This window comes from Azospirillum mesophilum, assembly GCF_053470405.2.
This window is the reverse complement of sequence record NZ_JBPXMQ020000004.1, coordinates 49,052-62,834: the sequence shown is the minus strand read 5'-3', so window position 1 is coordinate 62,834 and position 13,783 is coordinate 49,052. Positions and strand designations below refer to the sequence as shown.

General features: G+C 68.2%; 13 protein-coding genes. 10 read left to right on the top strand and 3 right to left on the bottom strand.

Annotation, left to right across the window (positions count from 1 at the left end; translation table 11 throughout):
• Positions 1–4: 4 nt before the first annotated feature.
• From ACSVC7_RS06265 to ACSVC7_RS06250, 4 genes are read left to right on the top strand one after another with little or no spacing between them, the layout of a single operon-like run.
• Positions 5–895, top strand: coding sequence for a branched-chain amino acid ABC transporter permease (locus ACSVC7_RS06265; RefSeq protein WP_448203791.1), 891 nt, complete (start codon positions 5–7; stop codon positions 893–895).
• Positions 892–1,863, top strand: a complete 972-nt coding sequence (locus ACSVC7_RS06260) for a branched-chain amino acid ABC transporter permease (protein WP_448203790.1) — start codon at positions 892–894, stop codon at positions 1,861–1,863. Before ACSVC7_RS06265 ends, ACSVC7_RS06260 begins: the two co-directional genes overlap by 4 nt.
• Positions 1,864–1,879: 16 nt before the next feature.
• Positions 1,880–2,599: an ABC transporter ATP-binding protein gene (locus tag ACSVC7_RS06255; protein ID WP_448203789.1), complete on the top strand. Its 720-nt coding sequence runs from the start codon at positions 1,880–1,882 to the stop codon at positions 2,597–2,599.
• Positions 2,596–3,354 (top strand): ABC transporter ATP-binding protein, encoded by a 759-nt coding sequence (locus ACSVC7_RS06250; RefSeq protein WP_483508090.1) that lies wholly within the window; start codon positions 2,596–2,598, stop codon positions 3,352–3,354. The genes ACSVC7_RS06255 and ACSVC7_RS06250 overlap by 4 nt, the downstream gene beginning before the upstream one ends.
• Before the next feature lie 36 nt (positions 3,355–3,390).
• Here the strand turns inward: ACSVC7_RS06250 and ACSVC7_RS06245 are convergent, their stop codons facing one another.
• Positions 3,391–3,780, bottom strand: a complete 390-nt coding sequence (locus ACSVC7_RS06245; protein WP_448203787.1) for a hypothetical protein — start codon at positions 3,778–3,780, stop codon at positions 3,391–3,393.
• Between the two features lie 103 nt (positions 3,781–3,883).
• Positions 3,884–5,584: an alpha-glucan family phosphorylase gene (glgP, locus tag ACSVC7_RS06240; protein WP_448203786.1), complete on the bottom strand. Its 1,701-nt coding sequence runs from the start codon at positions 5,582–5,584 to the stop codon at positions 3,884–3,886.
• A 273-nt stretch (positions 5,585–5,857) separates the two neighbouring features.
• Between glgP and ACSVC7_RS06235 the strand changes: the two genes are divergently transcribed.
• The 5 genes from ACSVC7_RS06235 (at position 5,858) to ACSVC7_RS06215 (ending at position 10,828) form a co-directional block, all read left to right on the top strand.
• Positions 5,858–6,313, top strand: a complete 456-nt coding sequence (locus tag ACSVC7_RS06235; protein ID WP_448203785.1) for a (2Fe-2S)-binding protein — start codon at positions 5,858–5,860, stop codon at positions 6,311–6,313.
• A 3-nt stretch (positions 6,314–6,316) separates the two neighbouring features.
• Positions 6,317–8,542, top strand: coding sequence for a xanthine dehydrogenase family protein molybdopterin-binding subunit (locus ACSVC7_RS06230; RefSeq protein ID WP_448203784.1), 2,226 nt, complete (start codon positions 6,317–6,319; stop codon positions 8,540–8,542).
• A gap of 132 nt (positions 8,543–8,674) precedes the next feature.
• Positions 8,675–9,202 (top strand): sigma-70 family RNA polymerase sigma factor, encoded by a 528-nt coding sequence (locus ACSVC7_RS06225; RefSeq protein ID WP_448203783.1) that lies wholly within the window; start codon positions 8,675–8,677, stop codon positions 9,200–9,202.
• Between the two features lie 2 nt (positions 9,203–9,204).
• Positions 9,205–10,062, top strand: coding sequence for an anti-sigma factor family protein (locus ACSVC7_RS06220; RefSeq protein WP_448203782.1), 858 nt, complete (start codon positions 9,205–9,207; stop codon positions 10,060–10,062).
• 43 nt (positions 10,063–10,105) lie between these two features.
• Positions 10,106–10,828 (top strand): Bax inhibitor-1/YccA family protein, encoded by a 723-nt coding sequence (locus ACSVC7_RS06215; protein ID WP_448203781.1) that lies wholly within the window; start codon positions 10,106–10,108, stop codon positions 10,826–10,828.
• 103 nt (positions 10,829–10,931) lie between these two features.
• Here the strand turns inward: ACSVC7_RS06215 and oxlT are convergent, their stop codons facing one another.
• Positions 10,932–12,260, bottom strand: coding sequence for an oxalate/formate MFS antiporter (gene oxlT, locus ACSVC7_RS06210; RefSeq protein ID WP_448203780.1), 1,329 nt, complete (start codon positions 12,258–12,260; stop codon positions 10,932–10,934).
• Between the two features lie 891 nt (positions 12,261–13,151).
• On the opposite strand from oxlT, the gene ACSVC7_RS06205 reads away from it, so the two are divergent.
• Positions 13,152–13,730, top strand: coding sequence for a hypothetical protein (locus tag ACSVC7_RS06205; protein WP_448203779.1), 579 nt, complete (start codon positions 13,152–13,154; stop codon positions 13,728–13,730).
• Positions 13,731–13,783 lie beyond the last annotated feature (53 nt).

Here is a 13,783-nt window from a genome sequence, read left to right as displayed (position 1 = left end):
CGGCATGCTGGCGCTCGACCTCGCGGTCAACGGGCTGATCACCGGCGTATTCTACGCGCTGATGGCCATCGGCCTGTCGCTGATCTTCGGCATCCTGCGCGTGGTGAACTTCGCGCACGGCGAGTTCTACATGGTGGGATCCTACGCCTACACGCTGGCCTGCGTGGCGTTGGGCATCAACCCGTGGCTGGCGCTGCCGGTGGCGCTGGCCGCTGGGGCGGCGCTCGGCTGGGCGACGGAGCACACGCTGATGCGACCGCTCTACGCCGGCTATTCGTCCTGGGGCAACCTGCGGGACGAGTATGCGATCATCGTCACCTTCGGGCTGTCGTTGCTGCTGATCAATCTGGTGGACAAGGTGGTTGGCCCCTACCCCATGCGCGGCCCGTCGCTGGTGGCGAGCCCGCGCATGGCGCTCGGCCCCTTCATGATGAGCGGGCAGCGGCTGACGGCGGCGGCGGTCGGGCTGGCGGTCGTCGCCGCGGTGTTCCTGCTGATCCGCTACAGCTTCTGGGGCAAGCAGATCCAGGCGGTGGCGCAGAACCGGCTGGGCGCCTCGCTGGCCGGCATCGACACGGGCAAGGTCAGCGCCCTGGTCTTCGCGGCGGCGGGCGCGCTGGCGGCGCTGGCCGGCGGGCTGCTGGCGCCGCTGATCAACGCCTCGCCGGAGGTCGGCGTGTTCACCGCCATCAAGTCCTACGTGGTGGTGGTGCTGGGCGGCATGGGCTCCATCGCCGGGGCGTTCGTCGCCGCCCTGATGCTGGGCGTGCTGGAGAGCTTCGCCGCCGTCTACATCAGCTACGACTACCGCGACACCTTCGGGCTGGCGATCCTGGTTCTGGTGCTGCTGGTCCGGCCGCAGGGCCTCTTCGGACAGCGGGGGCGCGAGGTATGATCGACAATTCGGAAACCCGCGCCAACCGGGAGTTCGCCGCGTCGCTGCTGCTCCTGGCGCTGGTGGCGCTGGCGCCGCTGGTGGTCGCCAATGAGTACTGGCTGGGCGTGCTGGTGGTGTGCATGTACTTCGCGCTGCAGGCGGCGGGGTGGAACCTGCTGGCCGGCTACACCGGGCAGATGTCGCTGGCGCCCGCCGCCTTTGCCATGATCGGCGCCTATGGCACCGGGCTGATGGCCTACCGGTACGAGCAGCCCTTTTGGGTCGGCATCCCGGTGGGGATCCTGGCGGCGGCCGTGCTGGGGTGGGTGCTGGGGCGCGTGGCGCTGAAGCTGAGCGGGCCGTACCTGGGCCTGACGACGCTGTCCTTCGCCGAGATCGCGCGGCTTGTCGTCGGCAATTCCTACGACATCACGCGCGGCGACCTGGGGCTCAGCGTGCCGGGGATCTTCGAGAGCCGGCTGGCCTACTACTACCTGTTCCTGGCGGTTCTGCTGGCGGTGCAGGTCGGCATCTTCCTGACGCTGAAGTCCAAGGCCGGGCTGTTCCTGCAGGCCATCCGCGACGACGAGATCGCGGCGGCCAGCCGCGGCGTGCCGGTGGTGCGCTGGAAGGTGGCGGCCTTCGTCGCCAGCTCCGCCATCTGCGGGCTGGCGGGGACGCTTTACGCCCATTTCGCCCAGCTCGTCAGCCCGGAGCTGGGGCTGCTCATGCAGACGGGTTTCGTCATCAGCATGACGGTGATCGGCGGCATGGGGACGCTGGTCGGTCCCATCCTCGGCGCCTTCCTGGTCTATCTGGGGTCGGAGGCGGTGCGCGACTTCGGCGGCTGGCACCTGATCGTCTTCGCGCTGCTGGTCATCATCGTGGCGCGCTTCTTCCGCGATGGGCTGTGGGGGCTGGTGCGGCTGGCGCTGACCCGGCGGCGGGCCGCGGCGCCGGCGCGCCCGGCGGTCGGCGCGCGCTGACAAGGGGAAGGCGGGCATGGCGATCCTTTCCATCCGCAAGGTGGCGAAGACCTTCGGCGGCATTGCCGCGGTCGATCACGTCTCCTTCGACGTCGAACCGGGCGAGCTGGTCGGGCTGATCGGCCCGAACGGATCCGGCAAGACGACGCTCATCAACATGCTCAGCGGCATGCTGTCGGTGGGGAGTGGCGAGATCCTGCTGGACGGGCGCTCGCTGCTGGGGCTCAGCGCCGACCGCATCGCGCAGCGCGGCGTGCTGCGCATGTTCCAGCTGACCCGCGCCTTCAACCGCATCAGCGCGCTCGACAACCTGCTGGTCGCCGGCCGGGCGCTCGGGCTGGGGGCGGAGGAGGCGAAGCGGCGGGCGCTCACCCTGCTGGAGGAGCTGCGCATCGACCATGTGATGAACCTCGACGCCGGTCAGCTGTCCGGCGGGCAGCGCAAGCTGCTGGAGTTCGGCACCTGCTTCATGGTGCCGCCGCGCGTGGCGCTGCTGGACGAGCCCTTCGCCGCCGTGCACCCGACCATGCGCGCCATCATGGCCGACTTCGTGCGGCGCCGGCACGCGGAGGGGCAGACCTTCCTGCTGGTCAGCCACGACATGCCCATCGTGGTGGAGCTGTGCCCGCGCTCCGTCTGCATGAACGCCGGCACGGTCATCGCCGACGCGCCGACGCGCGCCGTGCTGGACGATCCGAGGGTGATCGAGGCCTATCTGGGAGGGCACGCGGCATGAGCGCCCAACTTTATCCCCTGCTGCGCCTGGAGAGCGTCACCGCCGGCTATTCCGCCGACATCGACGTGCTGAGGAACGTGACGGTGGAGGTGCCGGCCGGATCGGTGCGCGGGCTGATCGGGCTGAACGGCGCCGGCAAGTCCACGATCATGAAGGCGGCCTGCGGGCTGCTGGCGCTGAAGGCGGGGCGCATCCTGTTCGACGGCAAAGACATCACCGGCATCCGCCCGCACGAGCTGATCGGGCTCGGCATGGGGCTGATCCCCCAGGAATCCAGCCTGTTCCCGCACATGAGCGTGCGCGACAACCTGACCATCCCGCTGCGCCGCCGCAATCAATTGGCCGGGGCGGCCGGGGCGGCCGGTGCCGGCCGCGACCGCTGGGCGGAGATGCTGGAGCATTTTCCCCTCGTCCACGCGCGGCTCGACAGCAAGGCCGGGGCGCTCAGCGGCGGGCAGCAGAAGCAGGTGGAGTTCGCCAAGGCCTATCTGCTGCGCCCCAAGCTCTGCATGATCGACGAGCCGAGCATCGGCCTGTCGCCGAAGATCGCCGAGCAGGTGTTCGACTGGATCGGCCTGTTCGCCCGCGAGGGCATGGCGATCCTGCTGGTGGACCACAACATCCGCAAGGTCATCGAGCTGTCCGACCACACCTATGTGCTGAGCCTGGGCGAAGTCACCGGCGAGGGGCCGCGGGAGCACTTCATGGGCGACATGCACGAGCAGGTGAAGACCTGGCTGGGTCTGAATTACTGAAGGCGAACCGGCTCGCCGGCTTTTGCAGCCCAAGGCTCACCTGTCCTTCGAGCGGCGGGAAGCGCCTTCTTCCCGCGAATGGACGCGCTCCTCCGTGGTGTTCACAACCCCTTCCACTCTCTCGATGCCCTGATGCGTCCGCTCGACGGTCTGATAGATGCGGCTGAGGTTGTCCTCAAGGGCCTTCAGGTTTCGTCGCACATCGGCCTTCAGAATTTCCGCCTGCTCGGCAGCCGTCGGCGCACGCGCCCCATCGGCCTGCACGCTGTAATGATGCTGCAGGACCAGGCCGAGCCAGTGCTCGACCCACGCCTCGACGGTGATGCCGTCCTTGGCCGCGACCTCTTCGACATGCCGGACCAGGGCTCCCTCCGGGTCGATGCCCTTCAACAGCCAGCCCCGCGCGGATCGGCGCTTCGTCACCATGGCAGCCTCCCTGTTCAGCGTCGGCGTCCTTGGGCGGGCGGGATGGCTCGATGGAGCGGAGCCACGGCAGCCGGCCGCACCAGCCCCGTCAGCCTGCATCCCGTCAGCGCAGATAGGCTTCGGAGGCGTAGCGCCGCATCATGCGCTGGCTGTTGAAGATGCTGGCGATCTTGCTGATTGACTGCTTCATCATCCAGGTCCAGCGCGCCCGGTCGCCATGGTAGAGCGGCAGCACGTCGCTTTCCATCTTGCGGTAGAGATCCTCGGCGTCGTCGCCGGCGGTGCCGAGGTTCGCGTCCCCGATGGCCCAGCCGGTGGTGCCGTCGATGCAGGCCTCCATCCACCAGCCGTCCAGCACGCCGAGGTTCAGCACGCCGTTCAGAGCGGCCTTCATGCCGCTGGTGCCCGACGCCTCCAGCGGCGGCAGGGGCGTGTTCAGCCAGACGTCGCAGCCCGAGGTGAGGGGCCGCGCCAGGTCCATGTCGTAGTTGGCCAGGAAGACCACGGGGACCGTGCCGGCAAGCTCCCGCCCGCAACGGTGCAGCGCCTCGATGACCCGCTTCCCGACCTCGTCCTTCGGGTGAGCCTTCCCGGCAATGACGACCTGGAAGGGATGGTCCCGCGCCAGCGCGCGCAGCCGGTCGAGGTCGGCGAACAGGAGGTCGAGGCGCTTGTAGCCGGTCATGCGCCGGGCGTAGCCCAGGGTCAGCACGTCCGGCGCCAGCGTGGTGCCGGTCTCCGCGGCGACGCGGTCCAGCAGCGCCCGCTTGGCCTCCATGTGGGCGGCCCACACGGCCGCATCGTCCAGCCCGTCGGCGCGCACCAGCACCTCCGGTTCATGGCTCCAGTTCGGGAAATGGTTGTGATAGAGGCGCGCGAAGCTCCGGCAGGTCCAGGTCTCGACGTGGACGCCGTTGGAGATGGCGTGCACGCGGTAACCGGGGAAGAGCTGCTGGGAGATCTCCGCGTGCCGCTTGGCGACGCCGTTGACGTAGCCGCTCAGGTTGAGGGCGAGGCGGGTCATGTTGAGCGATTCCGGACCGGCGAGGGTCTTCAGCGCGGCGATGTCGATGGAGTCCCCCAGCTCGCGCTCCACCAGATCGTAGGGAAAGCGGTCGTGCCCGGCCTCCACCGGAGTGTGGGTGGTGAAGACGCAGCGCTGCCGGGCGATCTCCGGATCATAGCCGCCGTGGCCGCCGTGGTGATCGGGCGCTCCCCCGTTCGGGCGCCGGTGGCCGTGCAGCAGTTCCAGCGCGAGCAGGGCGGAATGCCCTTCATTCATGTGGTAGGTCTCGATTTCGAAGCCGAGCGCGCGCAGCAGGCGGAAGCCGCCGATGCCCAGCACGATCTCCTGGCGGAGGCGATAGGCATCGCCGCCGCCGTAGAGATGATGCCCGATGTCGCGATCCTGCGGAGCGTTCTCGTCGAGCGCGGTGTCCAGCAGAAGCACCGGGACCTCGTAGCCGAGCGTGCCCTTGTGCCGGTACAGCCAGGGGCGCACCCACACGTCCCGGCCTTCGATGGTGACGGCGGCCTTCGCGCCGAGGGGCTGGGCCCAGCGCTCGGGCTCCCAGGGATCCGGCTGCTCGCTCTGCCGGCCCGCGTCGTCGATGGCCTGACGCAGGTAGCCGTCACGGCTGATCATCGTGACGAAGACGACCGGCAGTTCCAGATCGGCGCAGGACCGGACCGTGTCGCCCGCGAGGATTCCGAGACCGCCGGCGTAGGTGTGGATCTCCGGCCGCAACGCGACCTCCATCGAGAAATAGGCGATCCGGCATCGTTCGGTGAACGCGTCGATCATGGAACCTCCCGGCGTTGCGCCACCAGTCTGCCCGGCGCGGGCGCTGCGGCACTAACCTGTGTTAAGGCCAGCAACCTGTGTTAAGGCCAGCTCAATCGCGGCCTGACCCTGGTCCTGGCGCGACCGTCGCACCACCTTCTTGGACGTCCCCCATCCGGTCCGGTGGGGTGTTCGACCGCCGCAGCGGCCGATCCCCATCCCGGTCCCCATCGTTTCCAAGGCCTTCGCGTGTCGAACCCCCCGGTCCGGAATGGCCAATCCAGGAGCTGTAGGATGAAGCTTACCGTCAACGACCGCACCCATGAGGTCGATGCCGATCCCGAGATGCCGCTGCTCTGGGTTCTGCGCGACCTGATCGGCCTGACCGGAACCAAGTTCGGCTGCGGCGCGTCCCAGTGCGGGGCCTGCACCGTCCATCTGGACGGGGCGCCGATCCGGGCCTGCGTCACCCCGGTCGGCACCGTCGAGGGGCAGAAGATCACCACCATCGAAGGGCTGTCGGGCAAGGCCGCCGAGGCGGTGCAGAAGGCCTGGGTGGCGCTGGACGTGCCGCAGTGCGGCTATTGCCAGTCCGGCCAGGTGATGGCCGCGGTCGCGCTGCTGAGCGGCAACCCCAAGCCCAACGACGCCGACATCGACGCCGCCATGGAGGGCAACCTCTGCCGCTGCGCCACCTATCAACGCATCCGCGCCGGCATCCACGAGGCCGCCCGCATCATGGAGGCCTGATCCATGCGTTCCTTTTTCAATCCCCTGTCCGGCCCCAACTCCCGGCAGGCCGCGCCGCAGGCCCCGGCGCGGCTGTCGCGCCGCAACTTCCTGGTCCTGTCCGGCGCGGCGGGCGCCGGGCTGACGCTCGGCCTGCCGGCGCTGGCCGCCACCGGTCCGCGCGCGGCCAAGGCGCCGCTGCCGACCCCGTTCCAGGGCTATCTGCGCATCGCGCCGGACAACACGGTGACCGTCCTGTCCGCCCACCTGGAGATGGGGCAGGGCGCCTACACCGGCATCGCCACGCTGGTCGCCGAGGAGCTGGGCGCCGACCCGGCGCAGATGCGCGTCGAAGGTGGCTCCGGAAACCCGAAGCTGTACGGCAACCTCGCCTGGGGCGGCGACGCCCAGGGCACCGGCGGCTCCACGGCCATGGCCTCCTCCTTCGAGCGCTACCGGCGCGCCGGCGCCACCGCCCGCGCCATGCTGGTGGAGGCGGCTGCGGGGGCGTGGAACGTTCCGGCCCCGGAAATCCGGGTCGAGCGCGGCGCGCTCACCCACGCCTCCGGCAAGCGCGCGACCTTCGGTGAGATGGCCGACGCGGCGGCGAAGCTGCCGGTGCCCGCCGACGTGGCGCTGAAGGACCCCAAGGACTGGACCTACATCGGGACCGAGACGTTCCGGCGCGTCGACAGCGCCGACAAGTCCACCGGGCGGCAGACCTACACCATCGACGTCAAGCTGCCGGGCATGCTGACCGCCGTGGTCGCCCACCCGCCGCAGTTCGGCGGCACGGTGAAGTCCTTCGACGCGACGGCGGCCAAGGCGGTCAAGGGGGTGGTCGACGTGGTGCAGATCACGCGCGGCGTCGCCGTACTGGCCGAGCACAGCTGGGCGGCGATGAAGGGCCGCGAGGCGCTGAAGGTGGAGTGGGATCTCTCCAAGGCGGAGGCCCGCGGCTCCGACGAACTGATGGCGGAGTACAAGCGCCTCGCCGCGCAGCCGCCGACCGCCGTCGCCGCCAAGCGCGGCGACGCCGACGCGGCGATGGGCGGGGCGGCCAAGGTGGTGGAGGCGGCCTACGAGTTCCCCTATCTCGCCCACGCGGCGCTGGAACCGCTCGACGCGGTGGCCCGGCGGCAGGGCGATTTGCTGGAGGTGTGGGGCGGCCACCAGATCCCCGACCTCTATCAGGCGATGGCCGCCCAGGCGGCCGGGCTGGCCCCGGAGCAGGTGAAGCTGCACGTCATGCCGACCGGCGGCAGCTTCGGCCGGCGCGCCACGCCCGATTCCGACATCATCCTGGAAGCGGTGGAATGCGCCAAGGCCATCGGCTGGCGCGCGCCGGTCAAGGTGCTGTGGACGCGCGAGGACGACATGGCCGGCGGGCGCTACCGGCCCATGTACCTGCATGTGGTCAAGGCCGGGCTGGACTCCGCCGGCCGTCCGGTGGCGTGGAAGCACCGCATCGTCGGCCAGTCGATCCTGCGCGGCTCCCCCTTCGAGCCGATGATGGTCAAGGACGGCGTGGACGCCACCTCGGTCGAGGGCGTGGCCGACATGCCCTACACGCTGCCGAACTTCACGGCCGAGCTGACCACCACCGACGTCGGCGTGCCGGTGCTGTGGTGGCGCTCGGTCGGGCACACGCACACCGCCTACGTCATGGAGACCATGGTGGACGAGCTGGCGTCGGCCGCCGGCAAGGACCCGGTGGAGTTCCGCCGCGGCCTGCTGGAGAACCAGCCGCGCCTGCGCCGGGTGCTCGACCTCGCGGCGGAGCGGGCGGACTGGGGCCGGCCGCTGCCGGCCGGACGGTTCCGCGGCGTCGCCCTGCACGAATCCTTCTCGACCTTCGTCGCCCAGGTGGCCGAGGTCGCGGCGGACGGCAAGGGCGGCTTCCGGGTCGAGCGGGTGGTGTGCGCGGTGGATTGCGGTGTGCCGGTCAACCCCGACCAGATCCGCGCGCAGATGGAGGGCGGCATCGGCTTCGGGCTGGGCGCCATCCTGCACTCGCGGATCACGCTGACCGGCGGGCGGGTCGACCAGGGCAACTTCGACAGCTATCAGGTGCTCCGCTTCACGGAAATGCCGCGCGTCGAGGTGCATGTGGTGCCCTCGGCCGATCCGCCGAGCGGCGTCGGCGAACCCGGCGTGCCGCCCATCGGCCCGGCGGTGGCGAATGCCCTGTCAGCGGCCACCGGGCGCCGCGTGCGCATTCTGCCCATGGGCGCGCAAACCACGGCGTGACCGGCGCTTGCACCCCCTCTCCCATCCCCGATGGGAGAGGGGGCTTTTCAGCCGCTGCGAAGATTTTTTCAAACACGCGGGATTATCGGTGACCCCTGCCCGTATACGGGGGAGAGATCGGGCATCGGGGTCATGAAAGACGAGTTGGGGCAACACCTGGACGTTCTGCGACGGTACGCGCTTGTGCTGATGCGCGACCCCGACCAAGCGGAGGATCTCGTCCAGGAATCGCTCGTCCGGGCGATGGAGGGGGAGGCGTCCTACCTGAACGGGCGCGACCTGCGGAAATGGCTGCTCGCCATCGTCCACAACACCTTCGTCGACCGCTGGCGTCGCCGGCAGGCGGAACGTCAGGCCGCCGGCACCCTGATCTCCATGGCCGAGGACGCCGCCCCGGCGCCTCAGTTGAGCCGTGTCCACCTGAACCAGACCATGGCGGCGCTGATGGCCTTGCCCGTCGAGCAGCGCGAGGCGCTGGTTCTCGTCGCCTTGGACGGCATGACCTACAAGGACGCGGCCGAATGTCTGGGCATTCCCGTCGGCACGCTGATGTCGCGCCTGGGGCGTGCCCGCGATGCGCTGCGGACCGCGACCGGCGGCGAGCAGCGGAAGGACCCGCCGGCCCACGGGTCGCATCCCTCGTTACGCGTGGTGAAATAGCGATGAGCGAACCCATCAGCGGCCCCATCAGCGACATCGACCTGAACGCCTATGTGGACGGCGAACTGGATGCCGCGCGGCGGATCGAGGTCGAGGCCTATCTGGCCAGCCACCCGGAAGCGGCCGCGCGCGTCATGCACGACATGCGCCTGCGCAACGAAATCAGCCTGTTCATGACGGAGGCGGCGCCGGTCCAGCCCACGGCCGCGGCGGAGGCGCCCTCCCCCGGCCCGCCGCACGCGCGCCGGACCGGGTGGCGGCGCCCCATCGGTGCCACCATAGGCGCCATGGTCGACCGGGCGCGGGGGCGGGCGGGTGCCGGTTCTTCCGTCGGACGGCGCCGCGCCGTCGCGGCGCTCTGCCTGATCGGGATCGGCTGGGTGCTGCACGGCACGGCCGAGTCCGTTTCGGTCAACCCCGTGGCCGCGGCCCACGCCGCCACCCACTACATCACCGTCGCGGCGCAGACCCATCAGCAGGCGCAACACAGCGAGATCAGCTTCAAACCCTTCGCGGACGCCGCCCATTCGCTGTTCAAGCGCCTGAATTCGCACAATCCGGAAGTCACGGTGCCGCTGCCCGAACTGGACATCGCCCGCGTGCCCGACGGCCTGCGCACCGTGTCCTGGGACGGCGGCATCGCGGTCCAGGCCGCCTACCACGCCGGGCGCGAGGGCCTGATCACCCTGTTCGCCAGCGAGGTCGACCACTTCGCGGTGACCGCGCCGCAGGCGGAGCGGATCGGCGACGTCGCGGTCGCCTACTGGCAGGTCGGGAACACGGTCTACGCGCTCTGCGGCGAGCGGTCGGAAAGCGAAATCCTCGCCCACGCCCGCGACGCCCGCATGGCGTGGTTCTGACCGCCGGCACAATTCAAAGCAATCACACAGCCATGGTGAAACGATGAGCGATCCCTACTACGCCAGCCGATACGACACCGCCGCGCGGCCCTTCGGGGCCGCGTTCGACGAGGGGCTGCGCCGGCACATGCTGCGCGTCTACAACTTCATGACGCTGGGGCTGGGCCTGACCGGTCTGGTGGCCTTCCTGGTGGCGAGCACGCCGGCGCTGTACGTGCCGATCTTCACGACGCCGCTGAAATGGGTGGTCATGCTGGCGCCGCTGGCCTTCGTGATGGTGCTGTCCTGGCGGTTCGAGCGGATGTCGGCGAGCGGCCTGCAAGGGCTGTTCTGGGCTTTCTGCGCGGTGATGGGCGTGTCCATGGCCTCCGTCTTCCTGGTCTTCACCGGGGCCAGCGTGGCGCGCGTCTTCTTCATCACCGCCGCGCTGTTCGCGGGCATGAGCCTGTGGGGCTACACCACCAAGGCCGACCTGTCGAAGATGGGCTCCTTCCTGATGATGGGCCTGATCGGCATCGTCATCGCCGGTCTGGTCAACATCTTCATCGGCTCCAGCGCGTTGCAGTTCGCCATCTCCGTCATCGGCGTGGTCGTCTTCACCGGCCTGACCGCCTACGACACCCAGACCATCAAGGAACAGTACGCCGAGGGCTACGGCCACGAGGCCAACAGCAAGCTTGCCGTCATGGGCGCCCTGTCGCTGTACCTGAACTTCATCAACCTGTTCCAGATGCTGCTCCAGCTCATGGGACAGCGCGACGAGTGATACGGTTGGGGCATCGTTCCCGTCCGTTTGCGAAGGACTTCGCAAAAGTCAGGGGGCCACGAGACGTGGCCCCCTTGTCGTTCGGTCGTGGGAGGCGGAGACCTCAGGTCCCGGCCGTCGCGGTGGCCGGAACGGTCTTCGGAGCGGTGACGCGTTCGGCGTTGCGGGCGTGGTGGCGCTTCAGCATCGGTTTCAGGACGAACAGCGCGAAGAAGGCGGCGGTCAGGTCCATGGCGGCGGTCACGTACAGCACGGTCGCCCAAGTGCCGGTCGCCTCCATCAGCAGGTTGCCGAGCGGAACGAGCAGCGCCGCAACACCCTTGGCGCAGTAGAGAACGCCGTAGATCTTGCCCGCATGCTTGGTGCCGAAGGTGTCGGCCGAGGTGGCGCTGAACAGGCTGTACACTTCGCCCCAGGCCAGGAAGACCATGCCCGACAGGATCAGGAACATCATCGGGTCATGGCCGAAGCGGCTGAGCATGATGATGCCGCAGCCTTCCAGCGTGAAAGCGATGAACATGGTCGCTTCGCGGCCGATGTGGTCGGAGACGAAGCCGAACAGCGGGCGCGAGATGCCGTTCATCACGCGGTCCAGCATCAGCGCGAAAGGCAGGGCGGCCATGGTGATGCCGAGCACGCTGATCGGTGTTTCCTTGACGCCCAGGTCGTGGGCGATGACGCCCAGTTGCGCCACGGCCATCAGGCCGCCGGTCACCGTGCAGATGAACATCACCTGCATCACCCAGAACACCGGCGTGCGCAGGGCCTCGGCCAGCGTGTAGTCGCGGCGGCTCTGGGCGACCTTGCTGGAGGTCTTCACCTCCTCGGCGGCCGGGGTGCGCAGCAGCCAGGCGGCGGCGAAGATGATGCAGCCCTGGATCAGGCCGAACCAGAAGAAGGTCGACTGATAACCGCTGCTGGCGATCATGCCGGCGATCGGCAGGATGGTCAGGGCGGAGCCGGCGCCGTAGCCGCCCGCGGTCAGGCCGACGGCCAGCCCACGCTTGTCCGGGAACCACTTCAGCGCGTTGTTCACGCAGGTGGCGTAGACGCAGCCGACGCCCATGCCGCCGATGGCCGAGCCGACATACAGCACGGCGAGCGTGTTGGCGTAGCTGTCGACGATCCAGGAAAGCCCGGTCAGGATGCCGCCGATGGCGACGATGACGCGCGGGCCGTAGCGGTCGATGAAATAGCCTTCGATGGGCGTCAGCCAGGTCTGCACGACGACGAAGATGGTAAAGGCCGTCTGGATCGACGCGCGGGTCCAGCCTTGCGTCGCCTGGATTTCCGGCACGAACAGCGTCCAGGCGTACTGGATGTTGGCCGCCGCGACCATGCAGATGATGCCGGCGACGATCTGCATCCAGCGGGTCTTGTCCGACGTCTGAATCGGTGGATTGACCGGCGGCGCTGCCATAGTTTGGCTCATTACTTCCTCCCAAAGCGGATAACGCGCGGTTTCTCTCAGCCGGGCGGGGCTGCTTGTCATTTTTTTCAGGACAAGAGTTTGGGCCGTTTTGCCCTTGTTCTTTTGGTCGTTCTTACGGTGGCGGCGCCTCCGTTGTGTGTCCGGAGTTCTGGTGTGCCGCATTTGGTACGTGGTATACCAGTTCAGAGCGGACGGCAACAAGGACATTCTGCATAGTGCCCCTTTATCGCCGGGGCCGGACGCGGAACAGGACAGTAAAAGGGAGGTTATGCCCCGCCTGTCCGTTGTGAAGGGTGGGCAGCACATTCGCGATTTCTGTGTGCGGAAATAAAAAAGGCCGCACCGATTTCGGTGCGGCCTCTCAGTGAGATCGCATTCTAAGGAGTTGCGGCGCTGTCGTCTGCTTCAACGTCAGGAGCCGCAGCCTTACAATGGTGACTTCCAGATATAGTTCAATGAAAAAATTCAGAACTATATGTAATCAAATAAAAACAGACAGGGTACTTCGAATATGCTCACGTGTTTTTGTGTGACGACTGCATGAAAGCAAGCCGGTGCTCTGTGCGGGCACTGAGCGTGCCGGCAGTAAAGGCAAAGACAAAAACGCCCTGGGCGCCGTCAGGCGCAACACAATCGCCTCCCGTGATGCCGGTTCCCCCGTCCTTGTGGCTCCGTTCTCCGCATACGGCCCGACGGGCGCGCATAATCCCGCGCCATTCAAAAAAAGTTCAGCAAGCCGACTGTCCGTGTGGCGAGTATCAGGGGCGGTCGTCGGTGCGCCCAACGCGGCGATGCGACAACGGGGAACGCGCGCGACCGGGAGTATGTGTTGCCTGTTCGCGTCCTATACGCGAATATCCCGGCCGAGTTTCGAATTGACGGAGAGAGCGGATGCATCACCCGGAAGCGCTGGAGCCCATCGTCGCCTTCCTGCGCGGCATCGGCATGGACATCGAATTTGGCGAGGGGGCTCACAACGGCTTCCTGCCGGGCGTGAACATCCATGCCGGGGTGATCCATGTCGATCCCGACACGCTGACGGGGGCGGGCGATGTCCTGCACGAGGCCGGGCACATGATCGTCGTGCCGCGGCGCTATTGGCCGCGGCTGGGGACGGACCTTCAGGTGGACATCGAAACCCTTCTCGCGGAGGAGCGGGGACCGGACGGCGCGGCGGATCCGCACCTCAAGCTGGCGGCCGAGCGGGGCGAATACATGTCCCAGGCCTGGTCCTACGCGGCCGCCCTGCATCTGGGCCTGCCGCCGGGATGCATCTTCTTCTCCGGCGCCTACAAAGGCTACCATTATGAAGGGACGCATCCGATGCAGGCGTGGCTGGAGCAGGGCACCCATTTCGGCCCGCTGGCCCTGGCGAACGTCGGGATGACCGGCTATTCCGGCATGTTCAGCCATATGGGCGACAATGGCCTGCCGCCCTTCCCCCAGATGGCCCGCTGGACGCTGGACTGATGCGATTGGAATAAAAAAAGGTCAAAGCGTCCGGCCTGTGGACCCGGTCACAG

Excerpts from the sequence above, each read along its gene's own strand:
- ACSVC7_RS06265 (WP_448203791.1), top strand. The coding sequence starts at position 5 with ATGCTGGCGCTCGACCTCGCGGTCAACGGGCTGATCACCGGCGTATTC.
- ACSVC7_RS06260 (WP_448203790.1), top strand. The coding sequence starts at position 892 with ATGATCGACAATTCGGAAACCCGCGCCAACCGGGAGTTCGCCGCGTCG.
- ACSVC7_RS06255 (WP_448203789.1), top strand. The coding sequence starts at position 1,880 with ATGGCGATCCTTTCCATCCGCAAGGTGGCGAAGACCTTCGGCGGCATT.
- ACSVC7_RS06250 (WP_483508090.1), top strand. The coding sequence starts at position 2,596 with ATGAGCGCCCAACTTTATCCCCTGCTGCGCCTGGAGAGCGTCACCGCC.
- ACSVC7_RS06245 (WP_448203787.1), bottom strand. The coding sequence starts at position 3,780 with ATGGTGACGAAGCGCCGATCCGCGCGGGGCTGGCTGTTGAAGGGCATC.
- glgP (WP_448203786.1), bottom strand. The coding sequence starts at position 5,584 with ATGATCGACGCGTTCACCGAACGATGCCGGATCGCCTATTTCTCGATG.
- ACSVC7_RS06235 (WP_448203785.1), top strand. The coding sequence starts at position 5,858 with ATGAAGCTTACCGTCAACGACCGCACCCATGAGGTCGATGCCGATCCC.
- ACSVC7_RS06230 (WP_448203784.1), top strand. The coding sequence starts at position 6,317 with ATGCGTTCCTTTTTCAATCCCCTGTCCGGCCCCAACTCCCGGCAGGCC.
- ACSVC7_RS06225 (WP_448203783.1), top strand. The coding sequence starts at position 8,675 with ATGAAAGACGAGTTGGGGCAACACCTGGACGTTCTGCGACGGTACGCG.
- ACSVC7_RS06220 (WP_448203782.1), top strand. The coding sequence starts at position 9,205 with ATGAGCGAACCCATCAGCGGCCCCATCAGCGACATCGACCTGAACGCC.
- ACSVC7_RS06215 (WP_448203781.1), top strand. The coding sequence starts at position 10,106 with ATGAGCGATCCCTACTACGCCAGCCGATACGACACCGCCGCGCGGCCC.
- oxlT (WP_448203780.1), bottom strand. The coding sequence starts at position 12,260 with ATGAGCCAAACTATGGCAGCGCCGCCGGTCAATCCACCGATTCAGACG.
- ACSVC7_RS06205 (WP_448203779.1), top strand. The coding sequence starts at position 13,152 with ATGCATCACCCGGAAGCGCTGGAGCCCATCGTCGCCTTCCTGCGCGGC.